This window comes from Methanobrevibacter arboriphilus JCM 13429 = DSM 1125 (assembly GCF_002072215.1).
In the GTDB taxonomy this organism is placed as follows: domain Archaea; phylum Methanobacteriota; class Methanobacteria; order Methanobacteriales; family Methanobacteriaceae; genus Methanobinarius; species Methanobinarius arboriphilicus.
This window is the reverse complement of the sequence record NZ_JXMW01000011.1, coordinates 1-21197: the sequence shown is the minus strand read 5'-3', so window position 1 is coordinate 21197 and position 21197 is coordinate 1. Positions and strand designations below refer to the sequence as shown.

General features: G+C 23.5%; 20 protein-coding genes. 12 read left to right on the top strand and 8 right to left on the bottom strand.

The annotated features are described in order from the left end of the window. Positions 1 to 152: 152 nt before the first annotated feature. Together MBBAR_RS06430 and MBBAR_RS10285 are read right to left on the bottom strand one after the other, a co-directional pair. On the bottom strand, positions 153 to 767 hold the full coding sequence (locus MBBAR_RS06430; RefSeq protein WP_080460478.1) for a manganese efflux pump MntP: 615 nt from the start codon (positions 765 to 767) through the stop codon (positions 153 to 155). 134 nt (positions 768 to 901) lie between these two features. Beyond that, a complete protein-coding gene (locus MBBAR_RS10285) occupies positions 902 to 1186 on the bottom strand; it encodes a hypothetical protein (protein WP_080460477.1) in 285 nt (94 codons plus the stop codon). A 291-nt stretch (positions 1187 to 1477) separates the two neighbouring features. Here MBBAR_RS10285 and MBBAR_RS06420 point away from each other — a divergent pair, with 291 nt between their 5' ends. Further along, the gene (locus MBBAR_RS06420; RefSeq protein ID WP_080460476.1) at positions 1478 to 1732 is read left to right on the top strand and encodes a hypothetical protein; all 255 of its coding nucleotides are present in this window, start codon (positions 1478 to 1480) and stop codon (positions 1730 to 1732) included. A 195-nt stretch (positions 1733 to 1927) separates the two neighbouring features. On the opposite strand, the gene nucS is transcribed toward MBBAR_RS06420, so the two are convergent. Then, complete coding sequence (gene nucS, locus MBBAR_RS06415; RefSeq protein ID WP_080460475.1) at positions 1928 to 2710, bottom strand: endonuclease NucS; 783 nt, start codon at positions 2708 to 2710, stop codon at positions 1928 to 1930. A 656-nt stretch (positions 2711 to 3366) separates the two neighbouring features. On the opposite strand from nucS, the gene MBBAR_RS06410 reads away from it, so the two are divergent. From MBBAR_RS06410 to MBBAR_RS06400, 3 genes are all read left to right on the top strand, one after another. Continuing rightward, entirely contained in the window at positions 3367 to 3603 is a 237-nt protein-coding gene (locus MBBAR_RS06410) for a ferredoxin (protein WP_080460474.1), read from the top strand. Positions 3604 to 3653: 50 nt separating this feature from the next. Next, complete coding sequence (locus MBBAR_RS06405; RefSeq protein ID WP_249025038.1) at positions 3654 to 4736, top strand: alpha/beta fold hydrolase; 1083 nt, start codon at positions 3654 to 3656, stop codon at positions 4734 to 4736. Between the two features lie 306 nt (positions 4737 to 5042). Next, a complete protein-coding gene (locus MBBAR_RS06400) occupies positions 5043 to 5339 on the top strand; it encodes a DUF5750 family protein (protein ID WP_080460473.1) in 297 nt (98 codons plus the stop codon). Positions 5340 to 5555: 216 nt separating this feature from the next. On the opposite strand, the gene MBBAR_RS06395 is transcribed toward MBBAR_RS06400, so the two are convergent. Next, the gene (locus MBBAR_RS06395) at positions 5556 to 5906 is read right to left on the bottom strand and encodes a VOC family protein (RefSeq protein ID WP_080460472.1); all 351 of its coding nucleotides are present in this window, start codon (positions 5904 to 5906) and stop codon (positions 5556 to 5558) included. A gap of 13 nt (positions 5907 to 5919) precedes the next feature. Continuing rightward, positions 5920 to 6771: a carboxylating nicotinate-nucleotide diphosphorylase gene (nadC, locus tag MBBAR_RS06390; RefSeq protein ID WP_080460471.1), complete on the bottom strand. Its 852-nt coding sequence runs from the start codon at positions 6769 to 6771 to the stop codon at positions 5920 to 5922. 374 nt (positions 6772 to 7145) lie between these two features. Between nadC and rnz the strand changes: the two genes are divergently transcribed. The 6 genes from rnz to MBBAR_RS06360 all read left to right on the top strand — a co-directional run bounded on the left by rnz (position 7146) and on the right by MBBAR_RS06360 (position 15791). Then, complete coding sequence (gene rnz / locus MBBAR_RS06385; protein ID WP_080460470.1) at positions 7146 to 8060, top strand: ribonuclease Z; 915 nt, start codon at positions 7146 to 7148, stop codon at positions 8058 to 8060. An 11-nt stretch (positions 8061 to 8071) separates the two neighbouring features. Beyond that, positions 8072 to 8824, top strand: a complete 753-nt coding sequence (locus tag MBBAR_RS06380) for a mechanosensitive ion channel family protein (RefSeq protein WP_158082550.1) — start codon at positions 8072 to 8074, stop codon at positions 8822 to 8824. Between the two features lie 514 nt (positions 8825 to 9338). Further along, on the top strand, positions 9339 to 10256 hold the full coding sequence (gene nadA, locus MBBAR_RS06375) for a quinolinate synthase NadA (protein WP_080460468.1): 918 nt from the start codon (positions 9339 to 9341) through the stop codon (positions 10254 to 10256). Positions 10257 to 11054: 798 nt separating this feature from the next. Then, a complete protein-coding gene (locus MBBAR_RS06370; RefSeq protein WP_080460467.1) occupies positions 11055 to 11849 on the top strand; it encodes a peptidoglycan-binding domain-containing protein in 795 nt (264 codons plus the stop codon). Positions 11850 to 12555: 706 nt separating this feature from the next. Next, positions 12556 to 14316 carry a hypothetical protein gene (locus MBBAR_RS06365; RefSeq protein ID WP_080460466.1) on the top strand — a complete coding sequence of 587 codons (1761 nt, stop codon included), beginning with the start codon at positions 12556 to 12558 and terminating at the stop codon, positions 14314 to 14316. Between the two features lie 995 nt (positions 14317 to 15311). Next, positions 15312 to 15791 (top strand): hypothetical protein, encoded by a 480-nt coding sequence (locus tag MBBAR_RS06360; protein ID WP_080460465.1) that lies wholly within the window; start codon positions 15312 to 15314, stop codon positions 15789 to 15791. 214 nt (positions 15792 to 16005) lie between these two features. Here MBBAR_RS06360 and MBBAR_RS06355 read toward each other — a convergent pair whose 3' ends face one another. Continuing rightward, positions 16006 to 16563, bottom strand: a complete 558-nt coding sequence (locus MBBAR_RS06355; protein ID WP_080460505.1) for a ZPR1 zinc finger domain-containing protein — start codon at positions 16561 to 16563, stop codon at positions 16006 to 16008. A 104-nt stretch (positions 16564 to 16667) separates the two neighbouring features. Beyond that, the gene (locus MBBAR_RS06350; protein ID WP_080460464.1) at positions 16668 to 17654 is read right to left on the bottom strand and encodes a 3H domain-containing protein; all 987 of its coding nucleotides are present in this window, start codon (positions 17652 to 17654) and stop codon (positions 16668 to 16670) included. A gap of 664 nt (positions 17655 to 18318) precedes the next feature. Here MBBAR_RS06350 and MBBAR_RS06345 point away from each other — a divergent pair. Together MBBAR_RS06345 and sepF are read left to right on the top strand one after the other, a co-directional pair. Further along, complete coding sequence (locus MBBAR_RS06345; protein WP_080460463.1) at positions 18319 to 19386, top strand: DUF1611 domain-containing protein; 1068 nt, start codon at positions 18319 to 18321, stop codon at positions 19384 to 19386. A gap of 3 nt (positions 19387 to 19389) precedes the next feature. Beyond that, positions 19390 to 19776, top strand: coding sequence for a cell division protein SepF (sepF, locus tag MBBAR_RS06340; protein WP_080460462.1), 387 nt, complete (start codon positions 19390 to 19392; stop codon positions 19774 to 19776). A 193-nt stretch (positions 19777 to 19969) separates the two neighbouring features. Here the strand turns inward: sepF and MBBAR_RS06335 are convergent, their stop codons facing one another. Beyond that, positions 19970 to 20725 (bottom strand): TatD family hydrolase, encoded by a 756-nt coding sequence (locus tag MBBAR_RS06335; RefSeq protein WP_080460461.1) that lies wholly within the window; start codon positions 20723 to 20725, stop codon positions 19970 to 19972. Positions 20726 to 21197 lie beyond the last annotated feature (472 nt).

The following is a 21197-nucleotide window of genomic DNA, read 5'->3' as shown; positions in this document are numbered from 1 at the left end:
TATATATAAAATGAATTTATATTATTTCTTTATTTTTTAATAGTTTTTAATTTTAAATTTAGTTTTCTATTCTACTTATTTTTAAACACTTATTTTTAGACATCCATATTTTAAACACTCATTTTTTGAATATATATTAGAATAAATACTTATTATAAAATACCTAAACCTTCTAATAATATTTTAAATCCTAATAAAATTAAAACTATTCCTCCAATGATTTCAAATTTATTTCCAAAATAATGTCCTATTCGTTGCCCAATTAATATTCCTGCTTCAGTTAGTACAAATGAGACTGTTCCTATAAGTATTATTGGAAAAAGTATGGGTGTTTTTAAAATAGCAAAAGTAACTCCAATTGCAAATGCATCTATACTTGTAGCTATTGAAAGAAGTGTTAACTCTTTAAAAGAAAATTTTCCTTTATTAATTAATCCATTTTCATCTTCACTCTTTTCAATTGCATTTTCTTCATATGCATTTTCTTCGTCTGTCGTCTGTAAACTTTCATAAACCATTTTAATTCCTATAGTTAAAAGTAATATGAAAGCTATCCAAGGAGCAACTGCTGAAATCAAGTCTTTTAATTGAATTCCAGAAGCCCAACCTAAAATAGGCATAACTGCTTGAAAACCACCAAAAAATATTCCAAACCATAAACATTGCATTTTAGTTATGTTTTTCAGAGTAAATCCTTTGGTTATAGCTATGCTAAATGCATCCATAGCTAATGCAATTGCAATTAGAATTATTGTTACTATATCCATTTTTATTCCTTTAGTAAGTTATTTCTATTGTTTAGTTATATTCAATAAGATAATTTTTATAATATCTATTATTCTGCTATTATTTTTATAAATACTTTTATAAAATTTTTATAAGATGATAATTTATTATATTTTTACTTTTTATTAATATAATATCTAATATTAATATTACTATTATTTCTATCATTATCAATACTATTCTTAATACTATTCTTAATAATAGTATTAATACTATTTCTGATATTATTAATATTTTTATTAATATTATTATTCTTATTAGTATCAATATTATTACTATTGCCATTAATATTATTACTATAAATATTATTACTATTAATTTTATTACTATTACTATTACTAATATTAATATTACTATTTAGTATTTTTAATCTTATTTCTGTTATTATTGCTAATGCCATTATTACTATTGTTATTATTAGTATTAATATTTTTATTATTAATAATTTTTTTTGTTATTTATGTGTTTTTCATGGATAAAAATAGTAAAGATTATTTACTATGAGTAACAATATATCAATAGGAAGTGTATTTCCTACTTGAAAATATTTATTTAAAGTTATTATATGGTGAATTTTGTTTAAAATAAATGTATTTTTGTTTAAAATATCTATTGAATGTTCATTCACATAATTATTTTAGCTTTATTTAAAAGTTGTATAAATTATTAACAATCTTTAGGTTGTGATTATATGCTTCAAGGGTTGCTAAAGGGTAAAATATATTTTAAAGGAAAAGAAATCGTTGTTGAAAGAGTTACCTTTCAAGAAGAGGATAAAATGAGGATTTTTCTAGCTAATGATAGTGATTATGAGTTTTTAATTTCTAATAATAAGTTTAATATTTATTTTGATAATACAGCTTTACTTAATTGTAATCTAGATAAAGCTAATTCCTCAAAAGAAGAATGTGTTGGTGTTTATGGGATTAAAAGAAATGTAACTTAAATTATACCTTATCCTAAATATTAATTTTTAAATTCTTTTGTTTTAGTTTTATTTATTCAGCTTTTTTATAGTTTTTTAGCTTTTTTTTTTAGTTTTTTATAGTTTTTTTAGCTTTTTTAGCTTTTTTTTAGTTGTTTTTAAAGAAAAATAAGTTTTAAATAAGATATAATTTTTAAAGAAGAATAAATTTTTTAATCAAAATATATCAAGAGTCACTTTTTTATCACTTCTTAACTCTTTAGGGGGATCAACAGCTTTAAATTCAATTCCTTCCTCTTCAAGAAGTTCTTTAGCATCTTCATTAATATCTGGTGCTACAAGTAATCCTCTAATTTTCTTTTTCTTTGATTTAACTTCTTTTAAATAATCATTATCATTTTCTTCAAAGTCTTTAAGATATCTTCTTATTTGTTTCACAGCATTTATTCCTGCTTTTCGACATTTCAGCTCAACTACTACAATATTTCCTTCAATATCTTTTCCTAATATGTCTATAAAACCATGTTCTGTGTTATACTCTCTTGCTGTTGGAGTAAACCCTTGTTCAATCATATTTGGATGTTTTATTATCATATCTCCCATATCTTTTTCATAACCTGCTAATTCTAATTCTTGATAGTCTTCGGCTAGTGCAAAACTTGCAAAATGAACTTTTTCTATTTCCACTTCTAGTTTTTCTTTTGGAGTTCTTCTGTGACTTTCTAAAATTAAGTTATTTTCTTTTATCAATGCCCTATGTCTTGATTTTGGAGGTTGCCAATTAACTGGATCTATCTTCCTTTCTTGATGAACAAGAAAAGATCCATCTGGTTTTAACATTATAAAACGCTCTCCCCAATCTAGTTGACTTAGTGCTCTTCCTTCATATAATACTTTACAATATGCAAATATGTTTATCACTGCTTTTTTCCGTATTCCGCTATCGATAAGATCATATGTTTCTTCAATATCGGGGTTTTCTAATAACTTGTATTTCATGATATCACAGTTGATTTATAAAAGTTTAAATATAGATATTTAGATATACTTTGAGCTACAATATTCATATTATATTATTATTTAAGTAATATAATATTTATTTAAATATTTATTTAGACATTATAATATTTTATAGATTAAATTATATAATATAATTATATAATCATAGTTTTATAGTAATATTATAATTATTGCTAGTATTATTAGTATTAGCCTTATAATATTATATCAAAATTATAACATTACTGTCATTATTATCATTACTATCATTATTAGTATTACTAATATTACTCATATTACTAGTACTAATATTATCATTACTGTTATAATTATTTGATATTATAGTTATATAATTAGTATTCTTACAATTATTATAATTAATAGTGTTATTATTAGTATTTTACTATTCTACTATTATAATGTTATAGTATTACTCATATTACTAGTATTACTGATATTACTAGTATTATTAGTATTTTTTAGTATTATTAGTATTATTAGTATTATTAATATTATTATTGTATTTGGAGTTATTGTTAATATCAATATTCTTATTAACGTTATTATAATTAGTATGATTATATTAAATTGATTATATTTTTGTCAATGTTTTTATATTTGATATTTTGCAACTAAAATTTTTGAATGGTGATTTAATGGTTTATAGAATTGAAATAGAAAGAGATTTATGTATAAGCTGTGAAAATTGTGTTAATGAGTGTGAATCGATGTTTGAAATGGATGATGGCATCTCTAAACTCATTTCTGGAGATATTAATAATGATAATATTTCAATAAAAGAATATGAAGATATTTCTTGTGGAATAGATGCTGCTGAAATGTGTCCTGCTGAATGTATAATTGTATATGAGAACGATGTGGCTATAAACTAATTTAAAGCATCATTGATGATTTAAGTGTTAATAAAATTTTTAGTTTAAAGGTGGTTTTTATTAGTTCTAATAATAATATTATTAATAATAATATTAATAATAATAATAATAATAATAATAATCTTTCTGATGATGAAAGTAATTATAAAATAAATATGGATGATTTTTCTCCAGAATATTTTGAACTGGAATCTTTTAATTTTTCATCTGGAAAAAAGTTGAAAAGTCTTCCAGTTGAATATTTCACGATAGGAACTCCTATCCTTGATGATCAAAGACATATAAACAATGCCATTATTTTTCTTCATGGATGGGGAGGGGATTGTGGATCTATAAGAAGAATTAATGAAATTATAGGTCCAAAAAAACCATTGGATACTAAAAAATTTTTTATTATATCTATAACCACTTTAGGCTCTCCAAATTCAGCAAGTCCTTCAGTAATGAACCTTGGAAGTAAATTTCCAGACTATTCTATTGAAGACATGGTTAAATTTCAAATAGATTTTCTGAAGTCTAAATTTAATATTATTCATGTAAAGGGAATTATTGGGAATTCTATGGGTGGATTTGAAGCTCTAACATGGGCAGCTAAATATCCCGAATATATGGATTTTTTAATATCTTTAGTAAGTACTTATAAAGTTGCAGGTCATAATTATGCCCTTTTTAAGTTTATGAATCGTATAATTGAGAGTGATTGTGAATATAATAATGGTAATTATTCAAAGCCTCTTAAAAAATCTTTGGCACTAGCTAATGAGTCAATGTATCCTTTTGGACTTTCTAAAGAATATTATTATACTTTAGATAATAATGAAATTGATGATTATATGAAAGAAATGAGGGATGAAGCTATTGAAGAATGGGATGCTAATGATGTGGTTTATAGGAATAATGCATCAACTTCTTATAATATTGAGGATATAATTTCAAATATAAAGGCTAAAACATTGATTGTAGCTATAAACCAAGATCAGTATTTCCCTCCTGATTTAGATGCAATTCCAATGTCTGAAAAAATTAAAAATTCTGAGATTATTATTTATGACTCAATGATGGGTCATATTGGAACACATGAAATAATAAAGATAGAAAATGAGTTAGAATATTTCTTAAAACAGTTTAAATAATATATAATAAGTTTATAAATTAAGTTTATATAAAGTTTATATATTATATTAAGTTTATATAGAATGAGCTTATATCTAATAAATTAAGTTTATATAGATTTATTATTATTATTTTAAATGTTCTTTAATTTTAAGCATATTCTTTAGCTATAATTATTTTAGATTTAATTATAATATTATTTAATTAATTATATACTATTTAATTTTAATTATATTATTTAATTTTTAGTATTTTTAATATATTCTTAGTATTTTATGTAAAAGAATTATATGTTTTTAAATTGTTTAAAAAATTATGGTGGTTTAATGGAATTAAAAGTAGAAAATTATGGTTTAGCTGAAAAAACTGATTCTGATGATAAGGAAATGGCTTTTGTAACTTATAAAGTTTCAGGGCTTGATTCAAACTCATTAGATTTTTTAAAAGAAAATTTAGAGGGTGATATTAAGATTGATGATGGTGTATTATTTATAAAAATATTCTATGATGAAGAGATGTCACCATTCCATAGTGAAGAAGCAAAATTAAAAATAGATGATTTTATTGCTAGAGAAGAGATAGAAATGAAATTTTTTATTTCTAGCTTCTTAGAAGACATGTAAAAAAGAGGATGTGAAAAAACATTTTTGTCTTATTTATATAGTATTGTTATATTAATATAGTACTATTCTATTTAATTTAGTATTATTCTATTTAATTTATTATTATTCTATTAATTTTGTTTTATTCTATTTAATTTTGTTTTAATTTAATTTAATTTTGTTTTATTTTAACTTTGTTTTATATTTAAATATAAAATAAATTTATAATGGAATTAGCTATTGATCGTGTTGAATTAAAACTATATTGGCTCCATTTGGATCTTTAAATAAAGCCATTGATCCAACTGAGATTTTTCTAGGCTCCATTACAAATTCAATGCCTTTAGATTTAAGTTCATTAACTTCTTTATTTATATCTTCTACTTCTATTCCTATAGAAAAAAGTCCAACCTCATTTTCTTCATTTTTAATGAGTTCTAAAAGCACGTCTCCTTCTCCTTTTAATAATGTTATTGTTGCTTGAGGGAGATTATATTGGCTATCTATTTCAAAGCCCATTTTTTCTGTATAAAATTTAATTGATTCATCCATATCTTTAACTATCATTGTACTGTATTTAATTCTCATTATATCACCTTTTTTAGTAATCTGATGAAATTTCTAAACTAATATCTAAGCCAATATCTAAACTCTTAGCTGAATGAGTTAAAGCTCCTATTGAGATTATATCTACACCTGATTTTGCAAAATCAACTATATTTTCAGAATTTATCCCACCTGAAACTTCTATCAAAACGTTTTCTCTAAGTTTAAAATCATTTAAAATCTCTAAAGTTTCTTTAACAGATTCTAAATTCATATTATCTAACATTACAATGTCTGCTCCATTTTTAGAAGCGATAGCTGCATCTTTACTATTCTCAACTTCTATTTCTATTTTTTTTGTAAAGCTAACACTTTTTTTTACTTTTTCAATGGCTTCAGACACAGAGCCTACCACTGCAATATGATTATCTTTTATTAAAACCATATCATCAAGACAGAATCTATGACTATCTCCTCCTCCGACTTTAATTGCTAAGTTATCAAATTTAGCTAGACCTGGAGCAGTTTTTCGAGTGCCTGCAATTTTCACATTAGGAGCAACATTTTTAACCTTTTCTACAATCTTATTTGTATTAGTAGCTATACCACTCATTCTCATGAGTATATTTAATGATACTCTTTCAAGAACTAATATATCTTTAGCTTTTCCCATTATTTCTATTATTGTTTCTCCTTTAGAGATTTTTGTACCATCATCTTTAAGAATTGCAACCATTAAACCTCTACTTTCAAATATTTTTTTAGCTATTTGTGTTCCAGCAACAACTCCTTCTTCCTTAGCTATTAATTTTGCATTACCTAGTGTTTCATTAGGAATCAATGATTCTGTAGTAATATCTCCAAACCCAATATCCTCTTCTATCCATTTTTCAATAGTATTTTTCATTAATCTCACCAGATAGATATAACTTTCTTTCAATTCTTTTTTTAATTATTTTATTATTACTATTTTTTATTTATAGTATAGTTAATTAATTTTTAGACTTTTTAACATCTATGAATATTAGTTATATATTTAAACCCTAAATTATATATAATTTATTAAACAAACTTTAATAAAATAAATAAGCTTACTTAATTTTAATAATACTTAATTTTAATAATTATATTTTATTATTATATATTTAGTAAATTATATATTTAGTAATAATATTCTTAATTATCTATTAATAATGTTCTTAATCATATTTTAATAATCATATTATAGTTATTATTATAATAATCATATTTTTCTAGAATTATATTTATTTAAGTGATTTAATGGAGATTACATTTTTAGGAACCTCATCTGCAGTCCCATCAAAATATAGGAATCATCCTTCAATAGCTTTGAAGGCTTTTGGTGAAATAATGCTTTTTGATTGTGGTGAGGGAACTCAACGGCAACTAGCTAATGTTAAAATAAGTCCAATGAAAATTGATAAAATATTTATTACTCACTTACATGGGGATCATATTTTAGGTCTTCCAGGTCTTATTCAATCAATGGGCTTTAGAGGTAGGGATTCACAAAATCCTCTTCATATTTATGGGCCAGTAGGTCTTGAAAAGGTAAAAGAATCTATATTTAATATGGGTCATTTTACAATTGATTTTCCAGTTATTATTCATGAGATTAATAATTCTGGAGAGGAAATTAGTATAATTTTTGAAAATGATGACTATATTGTAGAATGTATAAAAACTCATCATAATGTTATTAATCTTTCTTATTCTATCTATGAAAAGAAAAAACCTAGATTTTTAAGAGAAAAAGCAATTGAGTTAGGAATAAAACCAGGCCCTGACTTTGGAAAACTTCATAATGGTCATTCTATTGAAATTGATGGAAAAATGATTAAATCAGAGGAAGTATTAGGGCCTCCAAGATCTGGTTCAAAGATAGTATATTCTGGTGATACAATCCCTTGTGAAGAAATGATAAGGTTAGCTAAAAATGCTACTGTTTTGATCCATGAAGCTACTTATAAGAATTTGGATTTTGATAAAGCTTTAAATAATTTTCATTCAACTGCTTCTCAATCAGCAGGAATAGCTAAAGAAGCTAATGTTGATCTTTTAATATTAACTCATATTAGTACAAGATATACTAATATTGATGATTTGAAAGAAGAAGCTTTAAATATATTTGAGAATACTAAGGTTGCTTATGATTTTAGGACTTTAGAGATTTAATGAGAGATAAAATGAATCTAAATATTTTTCCACAATATCCTTTTATAGGGCTTTTTATATACATTGTAATAATTTTGATTGCTACATTACTTGCGGTTAAAATTTCATCTTTTTTGATAAATAGAGTTACTAAAAAATTTGAAATTGAATTAACTTTTAATTATTTATTAAAGGATCTTGTAAAATATTCAATTTACATCATTGCTTTTTTAATGATTTTAGAGGTTGTTGGAGTAGATATCAATGCTTTAATTGTAAGTGTAGGGGTTGTTGGAATTACTCTTGGTTTTGCTGCTAGAGATGTTATTTCTAGTTTTGTTTCTGGAATATTTATTCTTGCAGATAAAACAGTAAAAGTCGGAGAAGTTATTGAAGTTGATAATATTAAAGGTAAAGTTACAAAAATGGGTTTTAGAACTACTACTATTGTAACTCCTGATAATTTGATTGTTACAATACCAAATACTGTTCTTGCTAAGAATCCTTATATTAATTATACTTTTTTTGATAAATATAGGATTGATTTAGAAGTTATAATACCATTTAACATTGATATAAATAATTTTGAAAGAGTATTGGTTCAAAGAATATCTAATCTAAATTGGGTTTTAATTGACTCTTCTGCAAAAGTTGATGTAGTAGAAATGAATGAAAATGGAGTAAAAGTGAAGATTAGTGCTTGGGGAGAAAATTATTCTCGAATAGACTGTTATCGTTTGGATCTTGCTAATGAGGTTAGAAAATTAATAGGAGAAATGGATTGATTTTATTTAATAATTAATAATTAATAATTAATAATTTAAAATTTAATAATTTAATAATTTAAAAAATAATAATTTAAATAATTATAAAAATAATATAAAGAATATAAAATTAATAATTTTAAAACATAACTATTATAAAAATAAATTTATTATATAAAAACTTATTATATATTATCAATATTCTTATAATTTAAACTTATATATTTATAATACTTATTATATTTATAATATTACAATTAATTATTAATATTATTACAATTGATATTTTATAATTATTTTTATAATTATTTTTATAATTATTTTTATAATTATTTTTATAATTATTTTTATAATTATTTTTATAATTATTTTTATAACTATATTATCAATATTATTGTAATATTAAATTAATTAGCTACTTATAAGCTATTAGAAAGCTTTTTATATTTTATTAATATATTTAGCTTATTAAAATACTATTAATATATTTAATATAATATATTTAATACATATCTAAATTTTATAGGTAATTTTCATGTTAACAGATTTACAAAAAGAAATCATCCATTTGAAAGATGAAAAAAATGCAATAATCCTTGCTCACAATTATCAACCAAAAGAAATTCAAGAGATAGCTGATTTTCTTGGAGATTCATTGGAATTATGTATTAAAGCTTCTGAAATTGATGATAAAGATTTAGTTGTATTCTGCGGTGTAGATTTCATGGCTGAAACAGCTTTTATTTTAAATCCTGATAAGAAAATTCTTATCCCAGATAAAGATGCAGAATGTCCAATGGCCCATATGTTAAGTTCTGATGAAGTAAAAGAAGCAAAGGAAAAACATCCTGATGCTGCTGTTGTTCTTTATGTGAATTCTTTAGCTGAAGCAAAAGCTGAAGCTGATATATTATGTACATCTGCAAATGCTTTAAAAGTTGTAGAAAGTTTAAAAGAAGATAAAATATTATTTGGCCCAGATAATAACCTAGGAAAATTTGTAGCTAGGCAGACTGATAAGGAAATTGTATTGATTCCTGAAGGAGGCCATTGTTATGTTCATAAAATGTTCCATAAAGGAGACATAGCATTTGCAAAAGAAAAACATCCTGATGCTCAGATAATTGTTCATCCAGAGTGTAATATAGAAGTTCAAGATTTTGCAGATGCTGTTTTGAGTACTGGTGGTATGATTAATTATGTTAAAGAGTCTTCTTATAATGAATTTATAATTGGAACAGAAGTTGATTTAATTACAAGGTTAAAAAGGGAGATTCCCGACAAAAAATTCTATCCTCTTTTAGATGAGGCGGTTTGTAAAACTATGAAACTACATTCTCTTGAAAAGGTTAAAAATTCATTAGCAAATGAAGAATATCCAATATCTGTTCCAGAAGATATTGCTAAAGAATCTCTTAAAGCAGTTCAAAAAATGATCGATGTTTCTAAATGAAACTAAATATCTTTAATAATGAGGATATTCAACATCTTCCTTAATTTATTAGATACTTTTTACTTTAAATACATTTTTACTTATTAACTATTTTCACCTATTAACTATTTTTACTTATTAACTATTTTTTACTTATTAAATATCACCTATTAACTATTTTTTATTTATTAACTATTTTTGTTAAATACTTTTCTAGATTATTAACTATTTTTATAGCTATTAAATTCCGTTATAAGTTATTAAACACTTTATAAATTATTAAATATTTTGTTTTTTATTAATCTTTTTTATATTTTTATTTTTGATAATTCTTACTTTTCTACTTCTTTAATATTCTTATAAATAGTATTTTTTATTTTTAAATGAAAAACATATGTTATTTATCTATTTTTTATTTAACAAATCAGTATATTTATTAATAAGTTTCAATGGTTCTTAATTTATAATTTAATCCTATATTATTGTTTATTTTATTATTTAAAAGATATTTTTTCTTTTTTTCAAATATATTATTTTATAAACTTACTAAAAATACTATTCTCTTTTTAGTACTATCCTCAATAGCTCTTGTTTTTCTTTGTTTTGCCAAATAGGGTATAATTTACAAATTTTTCTAGTAAATACTTATAATTCTTTTTGATTAAATAATCATTATATTTAAACCTATTAAATGCTCTTTTTTTGATTTAATAAGTATTGAATAAGTTTATTTTTTAAAAATAAACCCAAATATTTATATAACATGTTATCAAATATTATTTTTGTCTAGAAATTAGTTTTTTAAGAAAATTTCTAGATATGGAGGCGGAAAATATTAAATTAAATAGATTACATTACACATTGTTTATAATATGTGTAGCATTTTCAATGGTAACTGTTTCAGCTACTTCGGAAATGTCAAATATAAATGATGGAAAATCAGTAAATGATAATTCATCAAAAGATAGTAACAATGTGAAAAATTCAGTTAGTATAAATAATACAGATATTACTTTGTACAACTTAAGTCTTGGAGATAATGGTACTAAAGTTGCTTCACTCCAAAAAACTCTTTATAAATATGGGTATTATTCTGGAGAGATTGATGGTGAATTTGGTCCTTATACTGAACAAGCAGTCAAACTTTTACAAATTGATGCAGGCTTAAATCCTGATGGCTATGTTGGAAGTTTAACAAGTTCTGTTATAGATCAATTGAATACTCTATTAGAAAATGATTCTCAAGGAGTAATTGGTAATTCTAAAAAAACAAATCAAGAATCTATTTCTTCTAATAATGGTGAATATTCAAGTAAATCTTCTTCTAATGCTAATTCCTATGGAAACTCACGATCCTCAGGTTCTTCCCTTTATGGAGGATATGGAAAAGGAGTTGGTGATTGTTGGGATAATAGTGAAATGCTATATCAAAAATTAAAATCTCAAGGAAATGATGTTAGAATAATCCAATATCCTACAAGTTTATCCTCTAATCATAGATCTGTTCAATATTATTCTAATGGTAAATGGGTAGATTATGATTATAAAGGAAATGGGTACAAAAAAGTATATTATGCAACTAGTAATAAGAATGGTGCAACTGTAGTTAAATAAGTTATTAATATTAACTGTTTTTCCATAATTGGTTGGATATATTGTAATCTACTAATTACTTAGATATTTAATATTAAGATAGTAAAATATAGAATTAATTTTTAAAATATGTGGAGTGGTCATGATTTTGTATTTTTTTAAATATAAACATGACCTTCCTCATAATTTTAATTTTTTATTTTTTAGCTTTTTTTATTTTTTCTAGTTTTTTATTTTTTTTAGCTTTTATTTTTTAGCTTTTATTTTCTTTTTTTCTAATTTTTTTATTTTTGTTTGACTTATATTTTTTATAATTTTACATTATTTTTTTATTTAAGTAGTTTTAGTAGAGTTTTTATATATTTAAAATTTTTTAAATATAGTCGGGGGGGGGGGGCTAGCTGATGATTTTTTCTTTTAATCTTTTATATGGCTTTTTTAGTAGTTAGTTTTATATATTAGTTTATTTCATAGTATATTATATGAACATAGCGAATGTTCATTTTCATCATATGAATTTTTTATTAGGTATTTTTAGAGAGTATATAAAATAGGCTATTGAATTAGATTGGTTTATATGGTGTGTATTTATTATGAAAATACCTAATAATATCTAATAACATAATATAAAAGAAAAAACTTTTAACTAACACTCAATACCTAATTTTATATTAGTAAATAAGATAAAATTATAAAAAAGTATATAATTAAGAGGTGAATAAGGTTTATGTTAACAATAAATAAGAATCATTCGTTGATCCTTGTTGTGTTATTTGCAATAATATTTGCTGTAGCTATATCTGGAGATGTACATGCAACTCCTGTAGAACCAGATTATAATACATCCGGTGATTGGGTAAATGTGTATGATGAACTAGAAAAAAATCTGACTAATGATAAGGAGGATCTAGAAAAAGCAAATGATACAGTTCAATCAACTAATAAAACTTTAAATGAGAAAGATAAGACTGTTCAAACTTTGGATAAAAAATTAGATACTGCTCTTTCTAATCAGAAAAAAGCTCTTAGTACAAAAAAATCCAAATATACTGCTTATAAAACAAGCTTAACTAAATATAAAACTGTGAAAAATAATTATCTCAAGGCTCTTAAAAAATATAAATCAAAGAAAACAAAAGCTAACAAAAATAAAGTATTGAAAGCAAAGAAATCTGTATTAAATTACAAAGCAAAAGTAAAACAAGCTAAAAATGCATATGCTAAAGCAAGTAAAAGCTATGAGAATACTAAATCAACAATCACACAAATTTCATCAGAAATAAGTGCAGGAGTTAGCCTTGTAAACTATTATGAAAGCAAATATGTTGAGGCAATAGCTAATCTTTATGAAATATTAGATCGGGAAGAGTTCGCTAGTTTCGAATATAATAATGCTAAAGCTGTTCTTGATAATATAAATAATAATTTCACAGCAATGATGAATGAGTTATATAATAACTTATTAGATGATGGTTATATAAACAGTACAGCTGATTTGGATGCAAATGACATTGCTAATGAATATTGGAATCTTTTAGACATTGAAGATGATACATTCAAAGATATTTTTATTAGTTCATTTGCTGGTAATTTAAGTGAAATTTTTAACAGTTATAATGGTAATGAAACTTTCATCAATTTAGCAGGAGAATTTTTAACTAATTTCACAAATGTTGTTATGAATAACTACTTTAGCACTGGTGAAGCTTATGATGATGGAGTAGTTAATGATTATGTTGATAATATTATTAACAATACTGATTTACAATCAGCCTACAATGATACTTTCAATGAGTTCGTAGCAAATGCTGAACTTAACAGTAATGAATCTGCAACAAATGCAACAATATTTGCTGGACAAGAATTAATTGGTTCTATAAATGATGCTGTTAATAACTTATTTGATGAAATAGATATTGCTCAAGAAAAACTAGCTGAAATAGAAACTACCTTAGAAAAATTAAATGCTTCTGCTTCTGAACTTAAAACTTTAGCAGAGGATGGAGATGGTTCTGAAATTGCAAGTACTATAGATTCTGATGTAAATGTTTTATACATAGCTATATCCAATGTTATAAAACTTTTAAACGAGGAAATATCAAAGATTAATCTACTAAAAGATTTTGTAAATGAGGCAAATACTAATGCAGGTTCTGCAGTATCAGTTAATGATATAGTAGCTGCATATAATCAAGCAGTAGGCAGTGCATCACTGATAACTAAAGGCACCGATGATGTAATAGATACTTATGCAGTTGATGTTTTAATCTACGAAATGGGATTATATGTAATTGGTAATAATGTAACTGCATTAAAAGAATTAAACAATGAAACTATCAATGATTCACAGGAATTAGCTAATTTTGAAGGAAATTTAACCGAAGTTAATAATTTAGAAGATGATCTAGAAGAAATAGTAGGTTATGTTGATAGGGATAATGAAATTTTAGCTAATTTATTACCTACAAATGGATATGAAGAAGCTTGAATAACTCATCAACACATCATATTGAGAGGAATAAGATTTAGCTAATAGTTTCTTTTGAATAAATCAAACAATATTTTGTTATAAGGGAGATTTTTCTCTCTTATTTTATTTTTTATTATAAACTTTAAATATTAAAAAATGTTGATATATACATTCTGCTGATTATATATTGATTAAAATGATAAAATAATAAGGAACTATATGTTTTATATCAATATATTGGATAAAATAGCTAATTTAAATTATTTTATATTGAAACTTCTTATTTTTTAGATTCTGTAGAAATTATATTTGAATTTTTATTTTTAAATGTTTTTGTATAGTGATATAGGCCATAGCATGGGGTTTTTAGTTTTTAGTTCTTATTATCTTTTATTTTTTTAGTTTATCCGTTGATTGTGGGGTTTATTTCTAAAAATTCTTTTTATAACTTATATTACTGTTTTTAAAAATCTTTCTAAGGGGATATTTTGGTTTATTTTTGTTTTAATATGAATTTATGGGTTTAATTTTTTTCTTTATTTATTCATAATTATTTTATTTGAGCTATTTTCTTATTTTTATTTCTTTTTCTTATTTTGTTTTAATTGTTTTTATCCATTTATTTATTTATATCTTATGAAGTCAAAAATATAAAAATCTAAAAAATAAAATTTTTGAAAGATTAATATAATTAATTTTCTTATTAATTATTTTAATAGTTTGACAAATAAATGCTAAAAAAATTTATCAAAGCTTTATAATTTGCATAGATTTATATACTCCTTCATACAAAAATATTGCTAAGGTAGAGATATATTATGGAGTATATTAGATAATACTCTTAGTAATGTTAATTTTAAGTTATGTTATAATATTGAATCTTAAATTTAATATTATAAATAATAATTAATTATTCTTTAAATCATAATTTAAAAATTATAAAAGTTTAAATTATAATTAATTTAAATTAATTAGTATATTTTTAATTTTTATATTTAATTTGAGGTAATATTATGGTATATTATATTCAAGAAGATGAATTTGAAGATGAAGAGATAGAAGAATCAGAAGATGAACAAATAGAAAATAATGAAGATCACTCTGATGATGAAAATTCTGAAGAATCAGAGGATGAAGAAAGTTTGCCTTTTGCTAAAGCTGAAGTTGTTCGTTTAATGAAACAAAATCTCGATAGTGACAAAATGATTAGAGAACGAGTTAAAGTTGAGATGAATAGGTTTCTTGGAGATGTTCTCAAAAATGTGTGCAAACAGCTTAATGAATATCCTTACACTACTATAGAATATGAAATGCTTAAAGAATCAACTTATCCTTATACAAATATTGAAAGGATTAATCAAGAAAAAGAAAGGATTTTATTACATTTAGAAGCTATTAGAGCTGATTGTAATGCATTATCTGCTGATGTTCAAAAAACTTTAAAATTAAAAGATGTTGTTGATGAAGAAGATGAAGATTTTAGAGATTTATAATCTAAACCCATTTACTAAGGTTTTCATTTAATAAAATTTTTATTCATTAAAATTTCATTTACTAAAGTTTTTATTTACTTTTTATTTATTAAATTTCTATTCATTAAAATTTTTATTTAGTAAAGTTTCATTTTTAACTTTAATTTTTTAATTATTATTAATTATATTATATCTACAAATTTTCATACAATATTTAAATATTAAAAAACTTTATCTAATTTTCTTCAAATATTGTAAAACCAGTTTTTAAATTTTTTAATTCTTCTTCTGTTAATTCTTCTTTTTTAACATCAATATCCATTATCTTGCTTTGACCAAAAGGATCTTCTATAATTAAAGTAGCATCAATATCTCCTTTTGATAATAATGAAAGTTTTTCTAATATTTTTAATCCATTTTTCTGAGATTCATCATCATCAAATATTTTTAAAGCTTTTTTCACTCCTTCTTCAAAACGAAAAATAACTCCTTCTACGTTAGATACATAACCTAATGATTTTGGACCAGGTTCTACTTTTAAGCCTAATTCAGGGATAGAAACTGTTGCTGATTGTGATTTAACCACTCTTGATGATAAATTGCTACTTTTTATAGTTAGTGTATATTTCACTGGATCTTTTTGTTCTAAACATATCACATCATTGTGTTTGTACCCACAAGCATTACATATGAGTGTTGATTCAAGTATATCTCCAAAATGAGGTATTTTTTCCTTTTTAGTTGTTGATTCTGCAGTTTTTTCCCCTTTACATACTGGGCAGTCAATTACCATTTTTTCCAATTTATAACCTCATGTAGTTTTATTTTATAACAAATATAGTAAATATATTATCCAATAAGTATATTATTCAATAAATACATTATCCAATAAATATATTATTCAATAAGTGGATTGTTTTCCTTTGATTGGTTATCTTCACCTTTATATACATAACCTTTTGCATCCAAGTCTTTTATAATATTTTCAAGGATTTTTTTATCAGAAGCACATATTTTATTCCCTCTAATATTATTTGAAAGATTATAAAGATATTCAAAATCACTTTTTATCTTCGTTTTTTTTTCTAGAGATTCAATGAATTTTTTTGTTTTATCTGGGTCTGATGCACCAACTTTTCTTTTCAGAGGTTCTTTAAATCCAGGGAGTAGATATGTAACATCTTCAATGATTCCCCCATGTTTATTTATAATTATATCTACTACATCAGCAAGTTCATCTACAGTATTTTTCAACAAAACTGTTTTACAAGTTTCAGTAATGTTTGTAAGCATATTTTGTACAGTTCCTTCAATGCTTTGAGTATTTACTACTCTTATTCCATTTTCCTCTGCTTTATCAATTAAAAAGTCATGAATAATTCTGTTTTCAGCAAAATATTCTAATTGCTTCCCTCCTCTATGTATTTGCATAGCTCTTTTAACAAAACGTTCTTTATGATTCTCTTCATCAGACATTAAAACAAAGAAATGTATTGATGCCTCACTTTTAAACTGTTCTATATTTATTAGTCCTGGAACAAGGTGGACTCCTTCTATAATCACGTCATCATAATCAGAAATAGCTCTACTTATAACTTTTTCAATTGCTGGAATAACAAATGATGAATGTTCAACAAAACCTGCATTTATAAGATCTTTTTTATTATCGAATTTATTTTTATTTCTAAGAACAGTAAATGCATCAAATGATGACTTATGTAGAGCTGGAGCATATTCTTTACCGATGATTCCTCTAACAATTTCTCTAATAAAATCTGACTCAAGCAAGTGTTTTATTTCTAGTTTTTTAGCTAATTCTGCTGCTATTGTTGATTTACCAATCCCTGATGCACTTCCTACTAATATTACATAAGGTTTTCTCAATTAAACCCCTCTCCTTTTTATTTTAGCTACTATATAATATTTTATAACTTTAAGCCAATTATAAATTTTTTTATCTGTTTATAAAGTTTTTAACTATTTATTATTATTTATTTTTTAAGAGATAAATATCTAATGTTTTTAAAGTAGGATATTTTTAGTAATTATATCAATTATAATAATTAAATTATTATAATAATTATTTTTAATAATTAAATTAATTTTTGAGTATTAAGTTTAACGAATGTTAAGTTTAATCAAAATATGAATTATTATAAAATATTATAAACTATTATTTGAATGAACTATACATTTAATAATAATGAAGTATAATATTTATATTAATATTTATAAGTTATAATTAACTCATGTTTATAATTAAGTATTATCACTATAAATGTAATTATAATTAGTCTAATAAAGTTAAAGTAAAGCTATAATAAATTTGAATAGTAATAATAATTAATCTAAATATAATTAATGTGAATATATTTTATCTAAATGAGATTATACTAACAATTTATCATTAATTTTGGTTTGTTTTTAATATTGAATCAATATTTAAAAAAAATCAATATTTAAAATTATCCAAAATAAACTATAAATAAAGATTATTAAATTATTAATATTGCAAAATAACAATTTATTGAATTTTAGGAGTGATTTCTTGCATTCTATTGTTTCAGTTAAGGAACTTCAAAGTTTAAATCCATTTATCGTTATTGGCTGTGGTGGAGGTGGCGAAAAATTTTCTAATCTAGAGGGAATCGAAACTGTAGGATTTGTTGATGATGATAATAATAAACATGGAAAAACATTTTGTGGATCTGATGTTTCAGAAAGTTTGCTTAAAATAATCAATGAGGTTGAAGCTAAGAGTGTAGCTATAATGCTTCCTATTGGTGCAGAAGGATCAGCTCTTAAATATGCAGTTCAAGCTATTGATAATGGTATGAATGTAGTTTCCTCTTTTAGATCATTACCTCTCAATGATAATATTTCATTATTAAACTTTGCCAAAGAAAAAGGAGTAATTATTAAAGAGATAAGTCCAAGGTTGGATGTTATTAATGACATATTTGGTGTTTCTCCTGAAAAATGCTGTGAAAAACTTCCAAAAATATCATATGAGCCAAAAGCACCTGTTGTTTTTGTTGGTGGGACTTCTCAAGAGTGTGGTAAAAGAACCACTACTAGATTATTGGGTAAAGAAGCAAATAATAGAGGATTAACTTCTCTTGTAATATCCACTGATGAAATGGGTTTAGAAGAGCCATCTGACTTGAATTTTAGAGCTGGAAGTTTATCTGCAATGGATATTCCTTCTGCAATTCTTGGTTCAATCAAATATTTAGAAGATAAGAAAAAACCAGATATAATATTTGTTGAAGGTCAATCTAGCTTAACTGAAAAAGGAAATCCTCATCCAAGAGGCTTATCAGCAGCTATTTTAATAGGTGCATCACCAGATGCTACAATAGTTTGCCATAGGCCTAATCATCCTTATCGTGAACCAAGAGGTGTTACTGAGGAAATAACTGCAATTGAAGCTATAGAGCCAACAAAGGTTGTAGGTCTTTCAATTAATTTGAGAAATGCAGATAAAGATGCTGAAGTTGGGGATTTTGAGTCTGAGTTCAATTTACCTGCTGCCGATGTTTATAATGAAGGTGCTTCAAAATTATTAGATTCTATTTTAAAATATTTAGAGGAAAATAAATTTAAAGGAGAATAATGAATGAGTTTTATTGATACTTTAAAAAGAAGTCTTGGTTTTGATGAAGAAACAAAAGAGCCTGTAACTAGTGATTATGCTGAGGATATTTTGGAAAATGATTTTTACATTGCTCCAGAACAGCCATTTTATGAAATCATTTTAATAAGACCAAGAACAGTAGATGATATGGATTATGTATTTGATCAGATTGTGGAAGAAAACAATCCAGTTATTGTTGATTTAGCTTTTCTTGAAAATGAAGGTCCAGACCCATTTAAAATGGCAGGAGAAAAAATTAAAATTCTTAGAAAAGAGTATAAAGCAGAGGCGATTTCGCTCTGTAAAGGTCATGATAAGAACATGATTATTTTAACTCCTTCAAGAATTAAAATAATTAAAAAAGAATAAATATTTTATTTTTTTTATTAATGTACTTTTATTTTCATTAATATGTTTATTAGTTTAATATTATTATTGTTTCTATTATTATTCTATTATTATTTCTATTATTATTTTTATTATTATTTTTATTAAAATAATAATTAAAATTAATTAAATTGTTATAAATAACCATAATTTTTTTAATATTAATCTTCAAATTTTATAAATTAAATATTTTTTCAGCGTTCTTAAAAGCTACTTTATCAATATCTTTACTATCAAACCCTAATTTTTTAAGAGTTCTAATAGTTTTAGGCACAGATATTGGATCAGAGGGCATATTACTAATATCACTATTTAAAAGAAAGTTGTCAAATCCATATTCCTTTAAAATAGCAACTGCTTCATCAACTTCCATTTTTTTAGGTTGAACTGTAAGACCTAATGTAAAATCTTCTTTAATAACTTCATCAATAACATTTAAGTTGATATGATCTATAATAACTAGATTGGGGTCTATTGTTTCCAATACTATTTTTTTTATTTCTTTTAAAACCTCTAATTTATTTTTTCTAGGTGTGTGTATAATAACATTAGTATTTGTTTCATCTGCTATTTCTAGCTGTTTTTTGAAGATATTTTTTTCTTCATTACTTAAATCTTCAAGACCAATTTCTCCAATAGCTACTATAGATTTTTTTTCAATATATTCATTTAGCTTGTCAAAAACAATTTTTGGTGATTTAATAATATTTGAAGGATGAATTCCTAATGCTACTTTGAGGTCAATACCATATTTTTTAGCTCTTTCTGTGTCGTAGTTTAATATTCTCTCTAAATGATTTAAAAGAACTACTTCATTCATTAAATTGTATGGATAAAAAGCACAAGTAATTGCAGTATCTATTCCGCTAATAAACATTTTTTCAAAATCTTCACTACTTCTTGCATCAGCATGGATGTGGGTATCTATCAATTTTATTTCTCCTTCTTTTTAATTTATAATTATAGTCATAATTAGACTTGTAGTTTATAATAGATTTATAATTTATAGTGATATTTAATATGTTATAATATGTTTTAGCTATGATTTATATTTTTGTTTGGTCTTTTAATTGCTGTTATATTACTATTTTTAAATTAAATAGTATCAATTTTCAATACTTTTAAAAAATATATTTTTAAGATATTTTTTAAGATATTATTTTGGCTAAATTGGTATAATTTTTAATTAATTTTAACTAATTTTAACTAATTTTAGTTAATTTTTAGTTAATTCTTCATTGATTCTTTGATTAATTCTTCATTAATTTTGATTAATATTTAATTAATTTTAGATAATTTTCAATTAATTTTCAATTAGTTTTTAGATATTTTTCATCTTTTATCTATTTATTTTATAATTATTTTATAATAATTTTTTAATTATTTTTTAATTATTTTCTATT

Excerpts from the sequence above, each read along its gene's own strand:
- MBBAR_RS06430 (WP_080460478.1), bottom strand. The coding sequence starts at position 767 with ATGGATATAGTAACAATAATTCTAATTGCAATTGCATTAGCTATGGAT.
- MBBAR_RS06370 (WP_080460467.1), top strand. The coding sequence starts at position 11,055 with ATGGAGGCGGAAAATATTAAATTAAATAGATTACATTACACATTGTTT.
- sepF (WP_080460462.1), top strand. The coding sequence starts at position 19,390 with ATGAGTTTTATTGATACTTTAAAAAGAAGTCTTGGTTTTGATGAAGAA.
- rnz (WP_080460470.1), top strand. The coding sequence starts at position 7,146 with ATGGAGATTACATTTTTAGGAACCTCATCTGCAGTCCCATCAAAATAT.
- MBBAR_RS06355 (WP_080460505.1), bottom strand. The coding sequence starts at position 16,563 with ATGGTAATTGACTGCCCAGTATGTAAAGGGGAAAAAACTGCAGAATCA.
- nadC (WP_080460471.1), bottom strand. The coding sequence starts at position 6,771 with ATGAAAAATACTATTGAAAAATGGATAGAAGAGGATATTGGGTTTGGA.
- MBBAR_RS10285 (WP_080460477.1), bottom strand. The coding sequence starts at position 1,186 with ATGGCATTAGCAATAATAACAGAAATAAGATTAAAAATACTAAATAGT.
- nadA (WP_080460468.1), top strand. The coding sequence starts at position 9,339 with ATGTTAACAGATTTACAAAAAGAAATCATCCATTTGAAAGATGAAAAA.
- MBBAR_RS06400 (WP_080460473.1), top strand. The coding sequence starts at position 5,043 with ATGGAATTAAAAGTAGAAAATTATGGTTTAGCTGAAAAAACTGATTCT.
- nucS (WP_080460475.1), bottom strand. The coding sequence starts at position 2,710 with ATGAAATACAAGTTATTAGAAAACCCCGATATTGAAGAAACATATGAT.
- MBBAR_RS06420 (WP_080460476.1), top strand. The coding sequence starts at position 1,478 with ATGCTTCAAGGGTTGCTAAAGGGTAAAATATATTTTAAAGGAAAAGAA.
- MBBAR_RS06380 (WP_158082550.1), top strand. The coding sequence starts at position 8,072 with ATGAATCTAAATATTTTTCCACAATATCCTTTTATAGGGCTTTTTATA.
- MBBAR_RS06395 (WP_080460472.1), bottom strand. The coding sequence starts at position 5,906 with ATGAGAATTAAATACAGTACAATGATAGTTAAAGATATGGATGAATCA.
- MBBAR_RS06365 (WP_080460466.1), top strand. The coding sequence starts at position 12,556 with ATGTTAACAATAAATAAGAATCATTCGTTGATCCTTGTTGTGTTATTT.
- MBBAR_RS06410 (WP_080460474.1), top strand. The coding sequence starts at position 3,367 with ATGGTTTATAGAATTGAAATAGAAAGAGATTTATGTATAAGCTGTGAA.
- MBBAR_RS06360 (WP_080460465.1), top strand. The coding sequence starts at position 15,312 with ATGGTATATTATATTCAAGAAGATGAATTTGAAGATGAAGAGATAGAA.